Raw genomic sequence first — 20,158 nt, 5'->3', positions numbered from 1 at the left:
ACGGTGACAGCCAGGCGATGTCCCGCCATCACCCGATTCATTTCTGGAGCCCCCGAGTGAGCAAGCGCACCTTCCAGCCGAACAACCGTCGTCGTGCGAAGACCCACGGCTTCCGTCTCCGTATGCGTACGCGTGCCGGTCGCGCAATCCTGGCGACCCGCCGTGGCAAGGGTCGCTCCCGCCTGTCCGCCTGATCTCGTACAGGTCATGACGTGCTGCCTACCGAGAATCGGCTGAGGCGGCGCGAGGACTTCGCAGCCGCAGTACGACGAGGGCGCCGGGCAGGTCGCCCGCTGCTCGTCGTCCATCTACGCAGCGCTACAACGGACCCGCATGTGCCTGGGGAGAGCACTCCCCCGACACGTGCGGGTTTCGTCGTAAGCAAGGCCGTGGGCGGAGCCGTCGTCCGCACCGCCGTGAAGCGGAAGCTTCGCCATCTGGTGCGGGATCGGCTCTCACAGCTGCCCCCCGGTAGCCTGGTTGTCGTACGGGCGCTGCCCGGCGCGGGCACCGCCGACCATGCACAGCTGGCCCGAGACCTGGATGCCGCCCTGGGGCGGCTACTGGGAGGGGGCGCGCGATGAAGTACCCGCTGCTGGCTCTCATCAAGCTGTACCAGTGGACGATCAGCCCGCTCCTGGGGCCTGTCTGCAGGTACTACCCGTCGTGTTCCCACTATGGATATACGGCTATCGACCGGCACGGTGCGGTGAAGGGAACGGCGCTGACGGCCTGGCGCATCCTGCGATGCAATCCGTGGTCGCCAGGTGGCGTGGACCACGTTCCGCCGCGCAAACGTCCGCGTTGGCACGAACTGCTGCGCAATGCGTGGCGGACAAGCAAGGGCGGGCACTCCGGTCAGGAGACGGGCCCGGCCGCAGAGACCTCGCCCAATGCTCAAGGAGCCTGATTAGTGGACACGATTGCCAGTCTGTTCAGCTTTATCACTACCCCAGTTTCCTGGGTCATCGTCCAGTTCCACACGCTGTACGGGTGGATCTTTGGTCCTGACACCGGGTGGGCCTGGGGCCTGTCCATCGTGTCCCTGGTGGTGTTGATCCGGATCTGCCTGATCCCGCTCTTCGTGAAGCAGATCAAGTCGACCCGTGGCATGCAGGCGCTCCAGCCGAAGATGAAGGCGATCCAGGAGCGCTACAAGAACGACAAGCAGCGTCAGTCCGAAGAGATGATGAAGCTGTACAAGGAGACGGGTACCAACCCGCTCTCCTCGTGCCTTCCGATCATCGCGCAGTCCCCGTTCTTCTTTGCGCTGTACCACGTGCTCTCGGCCATCGCCAATGGCCAGACGAAGGGGTACATCGACGAGCCGCTCCTGGCGAGCGCGCAGAAGGCGCACATCTTCGGCGCCCCGCTGGCTGCGAAGTTCATGGACAGCTCGGACAAGGTGGCGGCGCTCGGCGCCTCACTGACCGATGTCCGGATCGTCACCGCGGTCATGATCATCATGATGTCGGCGTCGCAGTTCTACACGCAGCGCCAGCTGATGACGAAGAACGTCGACATGTCCGTCAAGACGCCGTTCATGCAGCAGCAGAAGATGCTCATGTACGTGTTCCCGCTCATGTTCGCCGTAATGGGTGTCAACTTCCCGGTCGGTGTCCTCGTCTACTGGCTGACCACCAACGTATGGACCATGGGCCAGCAGATGTTCGTGATCCACCGCAACCCCACCCCCGGCAGCCAGGCTCAGTCGGGTCTGCTGGAGCGGATGCAGAAGCACCTCATCACACACGGTGCGACGCGGACGCGTCACCAGCGCAACATCATCAAGGGCATCGCGTCCAAGGAGACGAAGGACCGCAACGATGCCGAGCGGAAGTTCATCACCACGCTGAGCAAGGCCGGCCTTGTGGCACAGGCCGATGGCACCGTGGAGAAGAGCGACGCCGCGGTGGCCGCCGAGGCGGAAGGCGTCAGCCTGGAGGACGCTGCTCCCAAGCGTCAGCAGCCCAAGCGGCAGACCAAGGCAAAGCGTCAGACGGGCGCCGGCCACGCGGGCGCTGCTCAGACCGGCGGGGCCAAGACGCCAGGGGCGACCGACAAGGCCGATGACGCCGAGAAGACCTCGCTGGCCAAGGACGAGTCGCAGGACGCCGAGCCCAAGCCGGACGGTAAGTCTGCTTCCGGTACCGCACGTCAAGCCAAGTCCGGGCAGCGTAAGGGCCAGCAGCGCCCCAAGCACCCGTCCAAGAAGTAAGAAGGAGTCCATCCCGTGACGGAAGGCACCACCACCTCCGCCGCCGCTGAAGGCGACACGCTGAGCCGCCTTGAGCAGGAGGGCGAGATCGCGGCGGACTATCTCGAAGGCCTGCTGGACATCGCGGACCTCGACGGCGACATCGACATGGATGTCGAGGCCGACCGCGCGGCTGTCTCGATCATCAGTGATGCGAGCAGCCGTGATCTTCAGAAGCTCGTGGGACGGGACGGTGAGGTACTGGAAGCGCTTCAGGAACTCACCCGGCTCGCAGTCCACCGGGAGACCGGAGATCGCAGCCGTCTGATGCTGGACATTGCCGGGTTCCGGGCCAAGAAGCGTGAGGAACTCGCTGCGCTGGGGGCCAAGGCCGCCGACGAGGTGAAGAGCTCCGGTGAGCCGGTGAGGCTCGACCCGATGACGCCGTTCGAGCGCAAGGTTGTACACGACGCGATTGCCGCCGCCGGGCTGCGCAGCGAGTCCGAGGGCGAGGAGCCGCAGCGCTTCGTCGTCGTGCTCCCGGCCTGACCGGTACGTTGTTCTCTCGGCCCCGTCTGTTCGCAGGCGGGGCCGATCTTTGTCAGCCTGATATGTCAGCCATCCATGCGGTAATGCGGTACGGAAGGACGGTCCCCGTGACGGAGTCAGCGGAGCTGCCCGAGGCGCCGGAAGTGGCGCATGAGGTTTTCGGTGAATTCTTCCCGGAAGTTGTCCGGTACGCAGAGTTGCTTGCGGACGCGGGGGTCAAGCGGGGGCTGATCGGACCGCGTGAGGTACCCAGGCTCTGGGAGCGGCATCTGTTGAACTGCGCGGTGCTCTCCGAAGTGGTTCCGCAGGGCGTTACGGTCTGTGATGTGGGTTCGGGAGCTGGACTTCCGGGGATTCCACTTGCCCTGGTGCGCAGGGATTTGAAGATCACGCTGCTTGAGCCGCTGTTGCGGCGGACGAACTTCCTTCAAGAGGTTGTGGAGCTGCTGGGCCTGGACCACGTGACGGTTGTTCGGGGGCGGGCCGAAGAGGTCCTCGGTAAGTTGCCGCCCGTGCACGTGGTAACGGCCCGCGCAGTGGCCCCCCTGGACCGCCTGGCCGGGTGGGGGGTGCCGTTGCTGCGCCCTTACGGAGAGATGCTCGCCCTCAAGGGAGACACGGCCGAAGAGGAGATTCAGGGGGCGAGGGCGGCTCTGAGCAAGCTTGGTGTCGTAGAGACATCGGTGCTCCAGGTCGGAGAGGGAATCGTCGACCCGTTGTCCACGGTGGTGCGCGTCGAGGTGGGTGAGAGCCCTGGAGGTGTGCGTTTCGCGGCGAAACGAGCGAAGGCTGCCCGGGTGAGCCGAACCCGTCGACGTCGCTAGCGACGCGGTTGCCTTACAAGCTCCCCGAAAGCTGTCAAATATGCACATTTCGGAGTGTCGTGACGACCTGATGCGGCGACCCAGGCATCGTGTTTCACGTGAAACGTCGCTCTCTGCTGCATGGGATCATCAATCGCAGTCGTGCGGCATCCACGCCGCGTGATCGTAGGCCCTTTGGGGTCACGAAGTTGTCCACAAAGGTGGATTCATCCACAGAAGAACATGCCTCGTTGGTTCACACCCCCGAAAGCATGGCAGGCTCTGTGCATTGCGAGCCTGAAGTCGAGGAGGGTGAATCCTTGCGGTCCGACGCCAACATCGCGGGACCGATGACCGATCCGGTCCCCGGTCCCCGTACCGAGTCGGCGGGAGAGGATGTTTCACGTGAAACACCGCCCCCGATGGACGACACCCCTATTGGTCGCGCTGCCCAGCTGGCAGTAGAAGCTCTCGGCCGTGCCGGTGAGGGTCTGCCACGGCCGGAGCGGACACGTGTCATCGTGGTCGCCAATCAGAAGGGCGGCGTCGGTAAGACCACCACAACGGTCAACCTTGCCGCTTCACTCGCGCTGCACGGTGCGCGTGTGCTGGTGGTTGACCTTGACCCTCAGGGAAACGCCTCTACGGCGTTGGGGATCGACCATCACTCTGAAGTTCCGTCGATCTACGATGTTCTGGTAGAGAGTCGGCCGCTCTCCGAGGTCGTACAACCGGTCCCAGATGTTGAAGGCCTCTTCTGCGCTCCGGCAACCATTGATCTCGCTGGTGCTGAGATCGAGTTGGTCTCTCTGGTGGCTCGGGAAAGCCGACTGCAGCGGGCTCTCCAGGCCTACGAACAGCCGCTGGACTACATCCTCATCGACTGCCCGCCGTCTTTGGGGCTGCTGACAGTCAATGCGATGGTCGCCGGTGCCGAAGTGCTGATCCCGATTCAGTGTGAGTACTACGCCCTTGAGGGCCTGGGCCAGCTACTGCGGAATGTCGATCTGGTGCGGGGACATCTCAACCCCGAACTGCATGTGTCGACGATTCTGCTCACCATGTACGACGGCAGGACCCGGCTAGCGTCGCAGGTGGCAGATGAGGTGCGAAGTCACTTCGTCCGTGAGGTGCTCAAGACGAGCATCCCCCGGTCTGTGCGCATCTCTGAGGCCCCGAGCTACGGGCAGACGGTCCTCACCTATGATCCGGGATCGAGCGGTTCGCTGTCGTATCTCGAAGCGGCTCGTGAGATCGCGCTGCGCGGCGTCGATATGCACTACGACGCCCGGCACGCGCATACGGGCAGTCAAAATAGCCAGCAAAGCATGCCGGAGGGGATCCAGTGAGTGAGCGACGTAGAGGCCTGGGGCGTGGGCTCGGTGCGCTGATCCCTGCTGCACCGCAGGAGAAGGCAGGCCTGGTCGGCGGGGAGGGGTCTGCTTCCCCAGGGGCGGCCTCGGTACTGACGGCGGAGAGGGGAGTGGCTGCCGCGAAGTTGGCCGCGCTTCCGCCAAGCACCGTTTCACGTGAAACGGTGGTGCCTGCTCAGGAGTCGGCACCTAAGGCAGAGGCACCAGAGCCCGCGAGCGCCTACTTCGCGGAGCTGCTGCTGGATGCGATCACACCCAATCCGCGTCAGCCACGAGAGGTGTTCGATGACGATGCTCTGGCTGAGCTCGTCTCCTCTATCAAGGAAGTGGGCCTTCTCCAGCCCGTCGTTGTACGGCAGGTGGGGACTGAGCGGTTCGAGCTCATCATGGGTGAGCGGCGCTGGAGGGCTTGTCGTGAGGCAGGGCTGGAGCGCATCCCGGCGATTGTCCGGGCGACGGACGATGAGAAGTTGCTTCTGGATGCACTGCTGGAGAACCTGCACCGCTCTCAGTTGAACCCGCTGGAAGAGGCGGCTGCCTATGACCAGTTGCTTCAGGATTTCAGCTGCACCCACGATCAACTGGCCGATCGAATCGGCCGATCGCGTCCTCAAGTTTCCAACACGCTGCGACTGCTGAGGCTTTCGCCCCCGGTGCAGCGCAGGGTTGCTGCGGGTGTGCTGTCTGCGGGGCACGCCCGAGCTCTGCTCTCGGTGGATGACTCCGAGGAGCAGGACCGGCTGGCCCATCGCATCGTGGCGGAGGGGCTTTCGGTGCGTGCGGTCGAAGAGATCGTCACCTTGATGCAGTCGCGGCCACAGAGCACTCCCAAGTCCAAGGGGCCGCGGGCAGGTGCCCGTCTTTCACCCGCCCTGTCTGATCTTGCGTCACGACTCTCGGATCGTTTCGAGACGCGAGTGAAGGTCGACTTGGGTCAGAAGAAGGGGAAGATCGTCGTCGAGTTCGCTTCCATGGATGATTTGGACCGGATTCTTGGTTCGCTTGCCCCAGGTGAGGGACGTGTGCTGGAGAAGCGGCTCACGGAGGAAGCAGCGGAAGACGACGAGGGCTGAGTCCGTAGTCGGGTAGCGAGGCGGGGCATGTCCGGTGAGCCGGAACATGCCCCGCCTCTTTGCTTTCTCGCGGTGTCCGTTAGATCGGCCGGATGGATACGATGCGTTCTGTTACGGCGCATCCATTTTGGTCCACCTTGGAGCGGCGGCTGGGGCTGTATGAACGGCAACCAGGGGAGGTCTCTTGTTCTGAGTTCGGAGTGGTCAGCGAGTTCGTCAGCGCCCTGGACCGGGATGTGCTGAGTGCCGCGCTTGCAGCGCCAGGCGGAGGAAGTGAGGAGCACCGTTCATGGGGCGTCGGCTTGTACCGCTCACACTGGATAACCTTCCGGACCTCCCCAAGCGCTGCCGTTCTTGCGTCTTCTGGGAGCTTGATCCAGTCACTGGGGAAGCCGCGATAAAGGCGGGTACGCCCGAGCTGGCAAAGGAAGCCTGGATCTCCGCCGTACTCCTGGAGTGGGGATCGTGCGGCAGGGCCATCTACGTCGACGGTGTGCCGGTGGGCTTCGTTCTCTACGCGCCTCCGGCATATGTACCGCGTTCCACGGCCTTCCCGACCAGTCCTGTCTCATCCGACGCCGTTCAGCTGATGACAGCGTGGATCATGCCTGGATACCAGGGGCAGGGGTTGGGACGGGTGCTGGTACAGACGGTCGCCAAGGACCTGTTACGGAGGGGCTTCAAGGCGATCGAGGCCTTCGGCGATGCCCGATGGAAAGAGCCGGCCTGCGTGCTTCCGGCGGACCATCTTCTGGCAGTCGGCTTCAAGACCGTACGGCCGCATCCGAACTACCCTCGGCTGAGGCTTGAACTGCGCACCACTCTGTCCTGGAGGGAAGACGTGGAGCTTGCCCTCGACCGTCTGCTGGGCGTGGTGAAGAAGGACCCGGTGTTGCGTCCGCTGTGAGGCCCGCGCTCTCACAGATCTCGCCGCAACGTGAAACAGGGCCACCCCGGAGGGCAGCCCTGTTTCACGTGAAACGTCAGTGGAGTCAGGCCTTCGTGGCCTCGCCACCGATGAAACCCTCAAGGTCGCGGACAATCGCGGCCTTCGGCTTGGCACCGACGATGGTCTTGGCCACCTCGCCGCCCTGGTAGACATTGAGAGTCGGGATCGACATCACGCCGTACTTGGCGGCCGTACCCGGGTTCTCGTCGATGTTGAGTTTCACGATCTCGATCTGGTCGCCGTACTCGGCCGCGATCGCCTCAAGGGAGGGGGCGATCTGGCGGCACGGACCGCACCAGGCGGCCCAGAAGTCGACGAGTACGGGCTTGTCGTTCTTGAGCACGTCCTGTTCGAAGGAGGCGTCAGTCACGTTCTTCAGGGTGCCGGCCACGGCGGGCTCCTCTTTCTTGGCGGGGTGTATGGGGGTGAGGTTCGTAGGGGATCAGGCGCTGGCGATCTTCTCGGGCTCTGCGGCCTTCTCACCGGCGGCCAGGGCGGCCAGGAAGCGCTCGGCGTCCAGAGCGGCGGAGCATCCAGTGCCGGCGGCAGTGATGGCCTGCCGGTAGGTGTGGTCCACCACGTCACCCGCGCCGAAGACACCGGTCAGGTTCGTCCGCGTGGAAGGTGCATCGACCTTCAGATAGCCCTCGCCGTCCAGGTCCAGCTGGCCCTTGAACAGCTCCGTGCGGGGGTCGTGGCCGACTGCGATGAACAGCCCGGTAACCGCCAGCTCAGAGGTCTCACCGGTCTTGGTGTTGCGCAGAGTCAGGCTGGAGAGCTTCTGCTCACCATGGATGACGGCGACCTCGCTGTCCCAGGCGAACTTGATCTTCGGATCCGCGATGGCGCGCTCCTGCATTGCCTTGGAGGCCCGCAGAGTGTCACGGCGGTGGACGATCGTGACGGACTTGGCGAACCTGGAAAGGAAGGTGGCCTCCTCCATGGCGGTGTCTCCGCCGCCGATGACGGCGATGTCCTGGTCCTTGAAGAAGAAGCCGTCGCAGGTGGCACACCAGGAGACACCCCGTCCGGAGAGCGCGTCCTCGTTGGGCAGACCGAGCTTGCGGTGCTGCGAGCCGGTCGTGACGATGACAGCCTTGGCACGGTGCACTGTGCCCGCAGTGTCGGTGACGGTCTTGATGTCGCCGGTCAGGTCGACGGCCACGATGTCGTCAGGAACCAGCTCGGCGCCGAAGCGTTCGGCTTGGGCGCGCATGCTGTCCATCAGGTCCGGTCCCAGGATGCCGTCCTGGAATCCGGGGAAGTTCTCCACCTCGGTGGTGTTCATGAGCGCACCACCGGCGGTGACGGCGCCTTCGAAGACCAGCGGCTGCAGTGACGCGCGTGCGGTGTACAGCGCGGCGGTGTAACCGGCGGGCCCGGAGCCGATAATGATCACGTTACGGACGTCGCTCACGGGTTTCTTCCTCGTCTCTGCGGACTGCTTACTGCCTACTGGGCCAGGTCCAATGGACTCTCAACCCACCCAACGGATCCTACGGGGCGTGCATTCCCGACAGGGTCAGCCGCGGGGGTAGACGTGCGTCAACAGAACCTTGCCGCGGACGGGTGGCACAGCGTCGACGCAGGCCGCATCGACGACGTATGCCTGAATCCGGCTGCTGTCAGTAGGGTGCGGTAGCACGACGAGGAAGGCATCTACGCCTTTGTAGGTCCCCTTCTGCGCGGCGAGCGGGCTTTCATCACGGCCGATGCCACTCTCCACACAGGGAGGCACCACCACTGCAAGGCCTTTCTTGAGGGCCTTCGGGCTGGAGTCCAGATGAACGGAGGGCGCTTCCTTCTCGTGCGGAGAAGCCACTGACGCCGGCGGTGTATCTGTGGCCAGGAGAGAGTGCACCTGCCCGCGGAGCGCAGACTCAGCGAAGACGGGCGCCTCTCCACGTTTCGATGTGTTCTCAGCGGCCCTGGTGTCGCCATGGGACGGGGCAAGTGACGACTGCAGGAAGAACACACTGACGCCGATGACAGCGGCGCCGAAGGCTGCGCTGAGTGCGGCGACGTGCCGTCGGCGCCGCACTGTGCGGGTGCGGCCGGGCCCTGTGCCGGCACGGGGGTGCCCTGACGGGCGGCTTGTGCGGGCTGACTCCGCAGCCAGGGAAGCGCGCGATGTTTCACGTGAAACATGCGTCGTTTTCTCTCCTCCATCGACATCGCGCAGTGCTTCCGCAGCCAGAGCAGCATCGATGCGGTCCGCGATGTCGGACGGCATCTCCACCGGGTCCGGCAGGCGGCCGAGCAGCTTCTGGATTTCGTCGAGAGAGTCCTTGATTTCGGCGCACGAAGAGCACCCGCCTAGGTGCTTGCGTACGGATGCGGCACGGGACGGAGCGAGGATGCTGAGGTCGGAGATCTCTGAGGCATCAGGGTGTTGTGCCGCGTCGGTCCTCGATGTCATGTGCGTCCACCTCCGCCCTTCGCTGCAGCAGGATCATGTGGCTCTGCGTCCTTCGGTCTCGGCGCAGGTGGGACGGATGCCCCTGACATCCGGTTCCGTCTTCTGTCGGGCCCGGTGCTGTCTTCCGAGTCGGGCAGGGCCGGGCGTAGATGAGCGAGTAGCGGCAGGAGCCTCGCTCGGCCCCGCGCACAGCGACTCTTCACAGTCCCGTTCGGAACATTGAGGATGCGGGCTGCCTCAGCCACGGGATAGCCCTGCATGTCGACGAGAACCAGGGCGGCTCGCTGCTCAGGGGGAAGGGTGCTCATGGCCTTGATGAGTTGTCGGTGGAGGTCCTGGCGCTCAGCAGGTGCCTCGGCAGACTCATGGGGTTCAAGGAGTTGATCAAGACGTTCGGCGGTGTCAACGGGTGAGGTCTTACGGGAGGCGGCTTTGCGAGCCCGGTCGAGACAGGCATTGACGGTGATGCGGTGCAGCCAGGTAGTGACGGCTGACTGGCCACGGAACGTGTGAGCGGCGCGATAGGCGGAGACCAGTGCGTCCTGGACGGCGTCGGCGGCTTCCTCTCGGTCTCCGAGGGTGCGCAGGGCGACGGCCCAGAGCCGGTCGCGGTGGCGACGCACGAGCTCACCGAAGGCGTCGGGATCACCTGCGACGTGGGCAGCCAGCAGTTCCTGGTCATCCATGGCGCAGTGTTCGGCGTCGTCGTCCAACGGTGAGTGCCCCTCCCCTGTCGGCCCTGATCAGCCTGTGAACTTCACATCCGTCACAGCCTGCTTGTACCCGGCACCGCTGTACTGATCTCCGGGGGAGTTAGGCATGGCCGTGATCCAGACGAGTACGTATCGCGTGCTGACTGGTTTGTCGGCCTTGAGCTGAGCCGTGGTGCCGTTGGTGCTCGTAGAAGTGATCTTCTTCATCGAACTGAGTGGAGCGGACGAGGAGAGCGACCCTGCGGCATACAAGGAGATCGCGGTTTCGCTTCCCGGGTAAAGGAGCCCTATGGAGGCGGCCGATACGTCTTGCGCCGAGCCCAGGTCATACACGATTCCGACGCCCTGCTTGAACGGGGCCAGAGTCGGGCCGCCCTTGTAGGAGAAGGTGCGCCAGTAGGTCGAGCTGTCGCCGTCGTAGGTGTCTCCGACGTCTGCCGGATGCTGCGGCTTTCCGTCCGGGTAGTACTCCGCGGCGTCCTTGATGGTGAGCGCCTTGGGAGCCTTCTCCTCGGTGGTGCCGTTGCTGTTGCCGTTGTGCGTCTGGCTCGTTCCGGGACTGTCCGAATCTTTGTCGCGGAGGAGCCTGTCGGCGAGCTGCCAGCTGCCCAGGCCCAGCGCTGCGATCAGGAGGGCGGACACGGCCCACTTCAAGGCCTTGCCGGTGCGGCCCTGGAGCGGGGGCGGCGGAGTGACCACGGGCTGGGTCGCAGCGACCCTGGCATCGGGAGCAGGACGGCCGTAGGTGCCCTGCTGATAGGTGGTGCGCTGGTACTCGGGTGGAGGGGTGTAGGCAGGCTCCGGAGGGCGGATGCGGGGCATCGCCGCCACTGCCTTGGCGAGCTCGTCCGGTGTCGTGCAGGGCGGTTCCTGGCGGGAGGCGGTTGCTCCGTCGTTGGCCAGAGCGCGCATGGCGAGTTCTGCCAGTCCGCGGTTGACGCCGGCCCGCACCTGGTCCGGAGGGATCAGCCCGACTCCCTTGGGCAGGCCGGAGAGACCGTAGGCGTCGGTCTCGTAGGGCCAGCGCTGAGTCAGCGACGCGTACAGCAGGGCGCCGATCGCTTCGGTGTCGGTGCGCTGAGGGGTGTCGGAGGTGATACCCCTCAGCGCGGCGTTCACTGCGAGGCCGCGGATGCGGTACTGCCCCGAGGAGGTACGCAGTACGGCACTGGGGGTGAGCCTGAGATGGGCCAGGCCTTCCCGGTGAGCGGCGGCCATGGCCTGGGAGACCTGGTTGACGAGCTGGTAGGCGTCGTGGGACTCCAGGGGACCGGAGGCGAGCAGCGCGGTAATTTCTGTCGCGTCGGGCAGCCATTCGTGGACGACGTAGACGAGGTCGTCCTCCTCGACGGCGTCCAGGACCTGTACGAAGCGCGGGTCGCCCAGTAGAGCCGAGGAGCGGGCCGCCGCGAGTACGGAGCGGGCTCTCGGGTGCTCTGCGGGAAGCAGGTGCACGCCGACTGCGCGCCGCAGCTTTTCGTCGACCGCGCGCCAGCTGCTGAAACCGTCCAGACGGGTGACGCACTCCTCGAGCCGGTAGCGTCTGGCGAGCTTGTGCCCACTGTGCAGCTCGGGGGGCACGACGGTCTCGTCGTGGTTCCGCTCGCTCTTGTCGTCGTCCTGGGGGCTTTCACCGGCCGTGGTGTCAGCCGTTTCCTGAGGTTCTACCGTGCCGTCGGCCGTGGCCTTGTCCGCCTTGGCGGACAGCGGTTTGTCGCCGCTGTTGTCGGCCACGTCGACGGCAGCCGTGCTACGTTCCGCCACCGTCGTTCCTGCCTCCCCATCCGTTGCGCGCTGTCGGCCAGTCTGCAGAGCCATGCCAATTGTGCCCACAGTCCGGCGCTATGCACGACACGCGGCGACGGACGATGGTTGTGCGATCCCGCCGATGCCTAGCGGCCGAGGCGCCCACGCACCATGGCCACCATTGAGTTGAGCTCTGCGATCCGCATCCGCTTCGCAGCGATGAAGAACACACCGAGAAGCACAACGCCTCCGACGACCAATGCTGCCAGCGAAGCGAACGCGCCCTGCCCCAGCACCCGGATCATGGCGTAACCCACAGCGCCGCCGACGACGGCCCCCGGGACGGACGCCAGAGCGAGGCGTGCATACGTGCGCAGGATGTGAGTGCCGTCGAGATCGCCTCCCAGCCGTTTGCGCAGTCTCCGCCAGGCGATGCCGACACCGACGGCATAGGCGAGGCCGTACGAGGCCGCCATGCCGACGACTGCCCACTGGGCGGGAAGAACGACGTAGCAGAGGGCGGAGGCCGCAGCGTTGACCGCGGCGACGATGACCGTGTTGTAGAAGGGGGTACGCGTGTCCTCGTAGGCGTAGAAGCCACGCAGGACGACGTACTGCACCGAGTAGGGAATCAGGCCCAGAGCGAAAGCCATCAGGACGTATCCCATGGACTGTGAGGCCTCCACGCCACTGGAAGCGAAGAGCAGGGTGCAGACGGGGACGCCCAGAGCCAGGAACATGAAGGAGACCGGGACGATTGCCACGGCGGAGTTCCGCAGCCCCTGCGAGATGTCGTCACGGACCGCACCGACGTCGCCGTCGTTGGCGGCGCGGGAGATACGCGGAAGCAGTGCGGCCATGACCGAGACGGTGATGATGGCCTGTGGCATTCCCCAGATCAGCTGGGCGTTGGAGTAGGCCATGATGCCGGCGCCGTCCCGGTGGGAGGCCTTGCCCGCCGCGGTGGCGAGCTGGGTGACCACCAGGACTCCCGCCTGGTTGGCGAGGACGAACAGGACCGTCCACTTGGCGAGCTTCACGGCCTTGCCGAGGCCGTGGCCGCGCCAGTCGAACCGGGGTCGGAAGCGGAATCCTGCTTCGCGCAGGTACGGAATCATCGATAGGGCCTGGACCGTCAGGCCCAGCAGCGTGCCGATGCCGAGCAGCCGTACCCCGTCGGCCGGGATGGTCGTGACCTTCATGTGGGAGTCGGCTGAGGTGCCGTAGACCCAGATGAACAGGCCGAACGTGAAGATCATGACGATGTTGTTGAGGACCGGGGTCCACATCATCGCGCCGAACTTCCCGCGGGCGTTGAGGATCTGCCCCATCACCACGTGCACGCCCATGAAGAAGATGGTGGGCAGGCAGTAGCGGGCGAAGGTGACGGCCACGTTGTTGGCTGCCGGGTCGTCCGCGATCGGCAGAGACATCAGCCGGATCAGCAAGGGGGCAGCGAAGACCGCGATGCCGACGATGACACCGAGCGCGACCATGACGACGGTGAGCAAGCGGTTGGCGTACGCCTCGCCGCCGTCGTCGTCCTCCTTCATGGAGCGGACCAGCTGCGGCACGAACACAGAGTTCAGGCCGCCGCCGACCGTCAGGATGTAGATCATCGTCGGCAGGGTGTACGCGACGGTGAACGAGTCGCCGAGCGTTGCGGCGCCCAGTGCGGCGGTGATCACCATGGTGCGGACAAAGCCGGTGAGGCGGGAGACCAGAGTGCCCGCGGCCATCACCGCACTCGACTTCAGCAGGCCCGAAGCGCCGCCCGACTTCTCAGGAGGAGGGGCCGGGGCCGGTTCCGGTGCCTGACCGGGGGCCGGGACTGCTGCGGTGCCCTGCTGGTCCCGGAAGAGATGGGCAAAGGCGTCCTGCTGTTCCGGCTCGTCGGCGGCCTGGGTGACCAGGTCGTCCACCCCGACGAACTGTGTCGTGGCGTCGTCACCGTACGGCAGGTAGCGGGACGGGCCCGCAGGCTCGGGCGGTGGTGTCTGCGCCCACACCCGCGGATCGGGGGCGTACTGCGCAGCGGGCGGCTGCTGATACATCGGCTGCGGCTCGGCGTACGTACCGGGGGGCGGCGGTGGGTGGGACGCCCTGTCGTAGAGCGCCTCCGTCACCGGGTCCTGGGCGCTGAGATCGTGCGCCGCGTAGGGGTTGTAGGTGTACGCGTCCTGGACATAGGGATCAGGCGGCGGCGGGGCCTGGCCCGCCACAGGGGGCTCGGGGGGTGTCCCACCGGAATACGCAGCCCCGCCCCCAGCACCCTGGTCGCGGTCACCGTCGTACGGCGCGTTCATTGGTTACCCCACCTCATCGTCCCCGGCCGGCCTGCCACGACATCGCTCAACGGTCCACTTTCTCACCCGTGCCCGGCGGGTTCCCGCTTTCTGCTCCGGTGTCCGCCGCCGGGTCACTCGGCTGCTCGGGATCATCGTCCCCTGTGCCGGCCGCCCGAGCGGCCGTGCGCTTGCGGTGCGTGTACATCTTGATCCCGGCGAGCACCAGGAGCAGTACGCCACCGGCGATGACCAGCATCACAGTCGGTGTCATCTCGGAGACCGTCACTGTGAAGGGCATCGCCTTCGCAGTGCCGTACGGCGTGCCGTCCTCAGTGAAGAGCTGGGCGTACACCTGAACGGGTCCGTTGGCATTGATCGACGTCGTGAACTTCACCGTCTGGCTGTGTCCGCCGGCGATCTTCAGCGGTTGTTCGGCGATAGCAGCCTTGTCGTTGCCCAACTGCAGGCGAGTGGGGCTGGTCGAGCGCAGTTGCAGTACCAGGTGCTGGGTGGGCTGGAGCAGCTTGTTCTGCACGGTCACCGGGATCGTCGCACTGCGCCCGGACAGGGTCATGGCCGACTTCTGGACGATCTGCACCTGGCCGGTGAGGCTCAGCAGATAGTCCTGCACCTCGTCCCGGTAGGTGCGTGCTCCCTTGGCGTCGCCGCGCCAGGAAGTGGCCATCGACCGGTCGATGGCGTTGCTGAACGGGGTCACCACCCGGTCCGGCTGAGTCAGAATGATCTTGAAGTTGTCGAGTGTGGTCTGTGTGGTTCTGACGTCCTGGAACGCCTGCGTCGGCAGTTCCTGGCGGCGCAGGGAATTCGGGTAGGCGGAGGCACTGGGCACCGTGGTTGTGGCATCCGGGTCTGCCTTGGCCTTCGACGCTTCGACCAGGTTGAGCGGCTGCGTCCATCGCTGTGCGTCCAGGGCGCGAAGCGCGCTCGCCATCGACTGCGCCTGGCTGGTGGACGGCATGCGCTGTGGGGCGATGACCGTGCTGCGCTGCTTGGACGTGTCCTGAAGGGTTAGTGCGAGGGACTGGGCGAGGAAGTTCTGAACGGCGAGCGTGGAGGATCCCGCCTCGGTCATATCGCCCTGGAAGGCGTTGGAGAGCCGGGCATCGGAGACCACGGCTGTGGTGCCTCCGCCGATCGGGCGGGCTGCGGTGGGTGTGTACGGCAGCCCTGCCGTCTCCTCCATGCTGTCGCTGCTGGCGATCACGTTGTGTGCGCCGGCGGAAGTGGCCACATCGACGATCGAAGGGTCGATCGCACCATCGGCCGGCCAGGCGAAATCGGTGGACGGCTTCACATGGAGGATGGTCTGCACCGTCGTGGCGGCGATCTCCGTGGCTGACTGCAGGTGGCTCAGTGCACCGGGGACGTTCTTGCCGCGATGCGCCAGGGAAGCCAGATCGGGATCGGCGAACGGCAGGGCGACGACCTGCTGTCCCTGGACTGCGTCCTCCAGCTCGCTCAGCCACTTCTTTGCGACGGCCTGATTCTTGCCCGCGACCTCGGTGTTCCCGACCTTGATCTGATAGTTCCGTGTCATCGCGTCGACACCGGCCAGCAGGTCCGGGTCGATGACCCAGGTGACGGGCAGCGAGCGGCCCAGCGAGACCATCTGCTCGAGCCGCCCGCCAGGAGCGAGCTCTTCCGCGAGTTCGTCGTTCTCGAAGACCGGCGTCTGCTGGGCGTCGGAGCCCGTCTCCGACCTCAGATGGACCTTTGAGATGAGCGGCCACACAGTGGTGACCTGTGTCTTTTTATCGAGAGCCGTGGGCTGCCAGGGGAGGAACGTCCGCTGGATACCGAGCATCTGCTGATACCCGGCGTTGGCGGTCTGGCCGGTCAAGGAGACACCGAGCTGGTACACCCCGTCCGCACCGAGGTCCAGTTTGCTCACCGGGACGGAGATGGAGAAGTCCTCGCTGATGCCCGCGGGCAGCTTCGCGAACTTCGTTGTGTACTTGTCGCCGATTTCCAGCGGGTCGTTGCCCGTCAGGTCCGACGCGTGCTTTGCCGCGTCATCGATCGCGGACCGCCCGACCAGACGTGGACCCACCCGTACGCCGACATGAGCGTCAGTGATGGTTTCTTTGCGCTTGTTGGTCACCGTGCCCGAGATGGTGACTGTGTCGCCTTTCACAGGAGCGCTGGGCGTCAGCGCATCCAGGCTGACGGCCACATCGCCGGTACCTGTCGTGGCTACCGCAGCCTGTGCCGGAGCCGCGGCCGGGCCGCAGAACAGGCCCGCCATGAGCGTTCCCCCGGCGAGCAGCGACGCGGAGCGCCGCAGCCACCGGCGGGCAGGAGAGGGGGTCATCTCCTGGAAGTGTGCCGCCTCGGCCACGCGCTTGCCCGTCCCTCGTCTTCGTCGCTGATTCGGTGCTTCTCGGTTGCTGCGTCCACGCATGGTAACGATGTGTTCCAGGGCTGAGCGCCGCGGACTGCTCCTCAAGATCAGAAGAGTGTTCGCGGAGCCGGGAAATCGGGACGCTCCGGCCAGCTCGGGCACGTACCCTTTTCTGTTGTGCCGAAAGCCAATGATGACAACCCCAGTGCACTGAGTCAGGTGCAGCACCGAGCGGTCACCGAACTGCTACGGGTGTCCCCGGTCGCCGATGACCTTGCCCGCCGATTCCAGGATGCCGGACACAGCCTCGCACTGGTCGGAGGATCGGTCCGGGATGCACTGCTCGGCAGGCTCGGCAACGATCTGGACTTCACCACGGACGCCCGCCCCGAAGACGTGCTGAAGATCGTCCGGCCGTGGGCCGACGCGGTGTGGGAAGTCGGAATTGCCTTCGGGACGGTCGGTTGCCAGAAGGACGGCTATCTGATCGAGGTCACGACGTTCCGTTCGGAGGCGTACGACAGGACTTCACGCAAGCCGGAGGTGTCCTACGGCGACTCCATCGAGGAAGATCTCGTGCGCCGCGACTTCACCGTCAACGCGATGGCGGTGGCCCTTCCGGAGAAGACGTTCATCGACCCGCATGGAGGCCTGGATGACCTTGCCGGTCGGGTGCTGCGTACTCCGGGCACTCCGGAGGAGTCGTTTTCTGACGATCCGCTGCGCATGATGCGGGCGGCGCGCTTCGCCGCCCAGCTGGGCTTCGACGTGGCGCCCGAGGTTGTCGCCGCGATGACGGCCATGTCCGAGCGCATCGAGATCGTCTCGGCGGAGCGGGTACGCGACGAGCTCAACAAACTGCTGCTGTCCGCGAATCCACGCAAGGGGCTTGCGCTGCTCGTCGAGACGGGCATCGCCGAGCGGGTACTTCCCGAGCTTCCGGCTCTACGTCTTGAGAGCGACGAGCACCACCGTCACAAGGACGTGTACGAGCACTCATTGACCGTGCTGGAGCAGGCCATGGACCTGGAACAGGACGGCCCCGACCTGGTACTTCGGCTGGCCGCCCTGCTGCATGACATCGGCAAGCCGCGGACACGCCGCTTCGAGAAGGACGGCGGAGTCTCCTTCCATCACCACGAGGTGGTGGGCGCGAAGCTGACCAAGAAGCGCATGACGGCACTGAAGTACTCGAACGACATGGTCAAGGACGTCACCAAGCTTGTCGAGCTGCATCTGCGCTTCCACGGCTATGGAACCGGCGAGTGGACCGACTCGGCTGTGCGGCGTTATGTGCGTGACGCCGGGCCGCTGCTGGAGCGGTTGCACAAGCTGACGCGCTCGGACTGCACCACGCGCAACAAGCGAAAGGCCAATGCGCTCTCTCGTGCGTACGACGGACTTGAGGAGCGCATCGCCCACCTGCAGGAGCAGGAGGAACTCGACTCGATTCGTCCCGATCTCGACGGCAACCAGATCATGGAGATCCTGGGCGTCGGTCCCGGGCCGGTGATCGGTAACGCGTACAAGTTCCTGTTGGAGTTGCGGTTGGAGCGCGGCCCGATGGAGCGTGATGAGGCCGTTGCGGAACTCAAGGAGTGGTGGGCCGCGCAGGGCTGAGGTCATGTTTCACGTGAAACATGACCTGCGGGCATGACGGAGGGGCGGTGTTTCACGTGAAACACCGCCCCTCCGTCATGCCTTGCAGGGGGCTACTTCTTGTAGTCCGACAGGCAGAGCGTGAAGTCCTTGTCGCCGCTCTCCGTGTACTGCGAATACTTGCTGCGGTCGCACTCGCCGCTGGTCCCGTCCTTCTTCTCGGCGACCTTGTACTTGGCCTTGGCGTCGCTGCAGTCCACAACCTTGAGATCGGGGTTGGTCGTGCTGTCCGGGTTGCCGATGCTCATGCAGTCGCCGACCTTGGCCGTGTTGGCGTCATGCCTGCTGGCGAACCAGCCGAAGGCGATGAGGCCCACGACGACCACGGCGATTCCTATCTTGACGAACTTCATGGCGCCACGGCGAGGTGGAGCGACCGGAGCCGGTGGGACCGGGCCGCCGCCCTGGTTGAAGTACGGCGACGGCTGCTGCGGGACGCCCTGCTGCCCCGGTTGACCGTACGGACCCGGCGGCGTCTGCTGGCCGTACGGGTTGCCGCCCTGAGGCGGCCCGTGGGGCGGGGTGGGCTGCTGGGCGTACGGGTTCTCGCCTTGGGGCGGCGGAGTGGACATGGGTTGGGATCCCCCTTGAATTGATGCGCGTGTGCGCGTCGTCGACGCCCGTAAAGTAGCGGGCCGCTCTGACGTTTCTGGAACCGAGGGCGCTTCTGTGGCTCTGATGTGACACTCACGTGCGCCGAAAACGGGCCATAAATACAGCAACTGTTGCGTAGATGACGCCAACTGTGCCCAGGAGCGGGACCGACCTGCCGTCCGAGGGCAGTATCAGTGCAGCGACTGCGGCGGCCCCTACGAAGGCGACGTTGAACAGCACGTCGTACACCGAGAAGATCCGGCCACGGAAGGCGTCAGCCACTGAGGACTGCACCACTGTGTCGGTGGCGATCTTCGTTCCCTGGGTCGCGAGCCCCAGGATGAACGCGGCGACGAGGGTCGGGACGGGAGCGAACGGCAGGCCGAGAGCTGGGACCAGCACGGCAGCTGAGCCCGAGCAGACCGCTGTCCAGCCGTACGGGCCAAGGCGCCCCACTGCCCAGGGCGTTACCACTGCCGCCGCGAAGAACCCGGCACCCGAGACTCCGACCGCGATTCCGAGGAGTGCGAGGCCGTCCGACTCACGCGAGGACCAGGCGTATCGACAGAGCATCAGCAGCATCACCGTCAGCGCCCCGTAGCAGAATCGCAGCAGTGTCATCGCGGTCAGCGCCCGCGCCGCCGTCGGCCGCTCGGCCAGATGACGCAGTCCGTCGACCATCCCCCGTACCGTCGAGGCCAGCGCAGCAGCAAGCTTCGGCTGATCCGACACCAGCTCCGGCCCGAGCACATCGCGGGCTATTCGCAGGGATGCAACCGCGGCGCACAGATAGAGGACAGCTCCCAGCAGGACGACGACGGCATCGGAGTCCACGGTGAGTACCCGTACAGCCAGGGCCAATCCGCCTCCTGCCGTCGCGGCGAGCGTCCCAGCTGTGGGGGAGAGCGCGTTCGCGATGACCAGTCGCCCGGGGTCGACGACGCGTGGCAGCGCGGCCGAAAGCCCGGACAGCACAAAGCGGTTGACCGCTGTGACGCAGAGAGCGGACGTGTAGAAGAGCCAGTCGGGTGCGCGGGTGAGTACCAGCAACGCGGTCGCGGAGGCCATGACGGCCCGCAGCAGATTCCCGTACAGGAAGACCTGCCGACGTGGCCAGCGGTCCAGTAGAACTCCGGCGAACGGGCCTATCAGGGAGTACGGCAGCAGCAGTACCGCCATCGCCGAAGCGATGGCGGCCGGTGAGGTCTGCTCCTCAGGGGAGAAGACGACATACGTGGCGAGTGCGATCTGATAGACGCCGTCGGCCGACTGGGAGAGCAGCCGCACTGCCAGCAGTCGCCGGAAGCCGGTCAGGCGCAGAAGCGCGCACAGATCACGGGCAACAGGCATGTGGGCAAGCGTCACACAGAGGTGAGCGGGCATGGAAAGGGCCCCCGGGCAGTATGCCCGGGGGCCCTCAACGACCGAGGACG

At 65.5% G+C, this 20,158-nt stretch carries 19 protein-coding genes; 10 read left to right on the top strand and 9 right to left on the bottom strand.

Annotated elements, in window-relative coordinates:
- Positions 1 to 56 precede the first annotated feature (56 nt).
- The 9 genes from rpmH (at position 57) to NBY69_RS19740 (ending at position 6,902) form a co-directional block, all read left to right on the top strand.
- Positions 57 to 194 (top strand): 50S ribosomal protein L34, encoded by a 138-nt coding sequence (gene rpmH, locus NBY69_RS19780; protein ID WP_030990579.1) that lies wholly within the window; start codon positions 57 to 59, stop codon positions 192 to 194.
- An 18-nt stretch (positions 195 to 212) separates the two neighbouring features.
- On the top strand, positions 213 to 584 hold the full coding sequence (rnpA, locus tag NBY69_RS19775; protein ID WP_250302355.1) for a ribonuclease P protein component: 372 nt from the start codon (positions 213 to 215) through the stop codon (positions 582 to 584).
- The gene (gene yidD, locus NBY69_RS19770; RefSeq protein WP_250302354.1) at positions 581 to 910 is read left to right on the top strand and encodes a membrane protein insertion efficiency factor YidD; all 330 of its coding nucleotides are present in this window, start codon (positions 581 to 583) and stop codon (positions 908 to 910) included. The genes rnpA and yidD overlap by 4 nt, the downstream gene beginning before the upstream one ends.
- Positions 911 to 913: 3 nt before the next feature.
- Positions 914 to 2,218 (top strand): membrane protein insertase YidC, encoded by a 1,305-nt coding sequence (gene yidC, locus NBY69_RS19765; protein WP_250302353.1) that lies wholly within the window; start codon positions 914 to 916, stop codon positions 2,216 to 2,218.
- Between the two features lie 15 nt (positions 2,219 to 2,233).
- Positions 2,234 to 2,746 carry a R3H domain-containing nucleic acid-binding protein gene (locus NBY69_RS19760; protein WP_250302352.1) on the top strand — a complete coding sequence of 171 codons (513 nt, stop codon included), beginning with the start codon at positions 2,234 to 2,236 and terminating at the stop codon, positions 2,744 to 2,746.
- A gap of 107 nt (positions 2,747 to 2,853) precedes the next feature.
- Positions 2,854 to 3,570, top strand: a complete 717-nt coding sequence (rsmG, locus tag NBY69_RS19755; protein ID WP_250302351.1) for a 16S rRNA (guanine(527)-N(7))-methyltransferase RsmG — start codon at positions 2,854 to 2,856, stop codon at positions 3,568 to 3,570.
- Positions 3,571 to 3,821: 251 nt separating this feature from the next.
- Positions 3,822 to 4,898, top strand: a complete 1,077-nt coding sequence (locus NBY69_RS19750; RefSeq protein ID WP_250302430.1) for a ParA family protein — start codon at positions 3,822 to 3,824, stop codon at positions 4,896 to 4,898.
- The gene (locus tag NBY69_RS19745; RefSeq protein WP_250302350.1) at positions 4,895 to 5,995 is read left to right on the top strand and encodes a ParB/RepB/Spo0J family partition protein; all 1,101 of its coding nucleotides are present in this window, start codon (positions 4,895 to 4,897) and stop codon (positions 5,993 to 5,995) included. Before NBY69_RS19750 ends, NBY69_RS19745 begins: the two co-directional genes overlap by 4 nt.
- A gap of 289 nt (positions 5,996 to 6,284) precedes the next feature.
- Positions 6,285 to 6,902 carry a GNAT family N-acetyltransferase gene (locus NBY69_RS19740; protein ID WP_250302349.1) on the top strand — a complete coding sequence of 206 codons (618 nt, stop codon included), beginning with the start codon at positions 6,285 to 6,287 and terminating at the stop codon, positions 6,900 to 6,902.
- An 85-nt stretch (positions 6,903 to 6,987) separates the two neighbouring features.
- On the opposite strand, the gene trxA is transcribed toward NBY69_RS19740, so the two are convergent.
- From trxA to NBY69_RS19705, 7 genes are all read right to left on the bottom strand, one after another.
- Positions 6,988 to 7,335 carry a thioredoxin gene (trxA, locus tag NBY69_RS19735; RefSeq protein ID WP_250302348.1) on the bottom strand — a complete coding sequence of 116 codons (348 nt, stop codon included), beginning with the start codon at positions 7,333 to 7,335 and terminating at the stop codon, positions 6,988 to 6,990.
- A 51-nt stretch (positions 7,336 to 7,386) separates the two neighbouring features.
- Complete coding sequence (gene trxB, locus NBY69_RS19730) at positions 7,387 to 8,361, bottom strand: thioredoxin-disulfide reductase (RefSeq protein WP_250302347.1); 975 nt, start codon at positions 8,359 to 8,361, stop codon at positions 7,387 to 7,389.
- A 105-nt stretch (positions 8,362 to 8,466) separates the two neighbouring features.
- A complete protein-coding gene (locus tag NBY69_RS19725; protein WP_250302346.1) occupies positions 8,467 to 9,363 on the bottom strand; it encodes a hypothetical protein in 897 nt (298 codons plus the stop codon).
- Positions 9,360 to 10,049 (bottom strand): RNA polymerase sigma factor SigM, encoded by a 690-nt coding sequence (gene sigM / locus NBY69_RS19720; protein ID WP_250302429.1) that lies wholly within the window; start codon positions 10,047 to 10,049, stop codon positions 9,360 to 9,362. The genes NBY69_RS19725 and sigM overlap by 4 nt, the downstream gene beginning before the upstream one ends.
- Before the next feature lie 57 nt (positions 10,050 to 10,106).
- On the bottom strand, positions 10,107 to 11,840 hold the full coding sequence (locus tag NBY69_RS19715; RefSeq protein ID WP_250302345.1) for a protein kinase family protein: 1,734 nt from the start codon (positions 11,838 to 11,840) through the stop codon (positions 10,107 to 10,109).
- Between the two features lie 128 nt (positions 11,841 to 11,968).
- Positions 11,969 to 14,128 carry a murein biosynthesis integral membrane protein MurJ gene (gene murJ / locus NBY69_RS19710; RefSeq protein ID WP_250302344.1) on the bottom strand — a complete coding sequence of 720 codons (2,160 nt, stop codon included), beginning with the start codon at positions 14,126 to 14,128 and terminating at the stop codon, positions 11,969 to 11,971.
- A 46-nt stretch (positions 14,129 to 14,174) separates the two neighbouring features.
- The gene (locus NBY69_RS19705; protein WP_250302343.1) at positions 14,175 to 16,469 is read right to left on the bottom strand and encodes a DUF6049 family protein; all 2,295 of its coding nucleotides are present in this window, start codon (positions 16,467 to 16,469) and stop codon (positions 14,175 to 14,177) included.
- Between the two features lie 180 nt (positions 16,470 to 16,649).
- Between NBY69_RS19705 and NBY69_RS19700 the strand changes: the two genes are divergently transcribed.
- On the top strand, positions 16,650 to 18,092 hold the full coding sequence (locus NBY69_RS19700) for a CCA tRNA nucleotidyltransferase (RefSeq protein WP_250302342.1): 1,443 nt from the start codon (positions 16,650 to 16,652) through the stop codon (positions 18,090 to 18,092).
- A 92-nt stretch (positions 18,093 to 18,184) separates the two neighbouring features.
- On the opposite strand, the gene NBY69_RS19695 is transcribed toward NBY69_RS19700, so the two are convergent.
- Entirely contained in the window at positions 18,185 to 18,703 is a 519-nt protein-coding gene (locus NBY69_RS19695; protein WP_250302341.1) for a hypothetical protein, read from the bottom strand.
- A gap of 115 nt (positions 18,704 to 18,818) precedes the next feature.
- Positions 18,819 to 20,075, bottom strand: coding sequence for an MFS transporter (locus NBY69_RS19690; RefSeq protein ID WP_250302340.1), 1,257 nt, complete (start codon positions 20,073 to 20,075; stop codon positions 18,819 to 18,821).
- Positions 20,076 to 20,158 lie beyond the last annotated feature (83 nt).

Source organism: Streptomyces sp. A 4/2, from assembly GCF_940670765.1.
GTDB lineage: Bacteria > Actinomycetota > Actinomycetes > Streptomycetales > Streptomycetaceae > Streptomyces.
The sequence above is the reverse complement of the archived record's forward strand: the minus strand, read 5'-3'. Positions and strand labels throughout refer to the sequence as shown.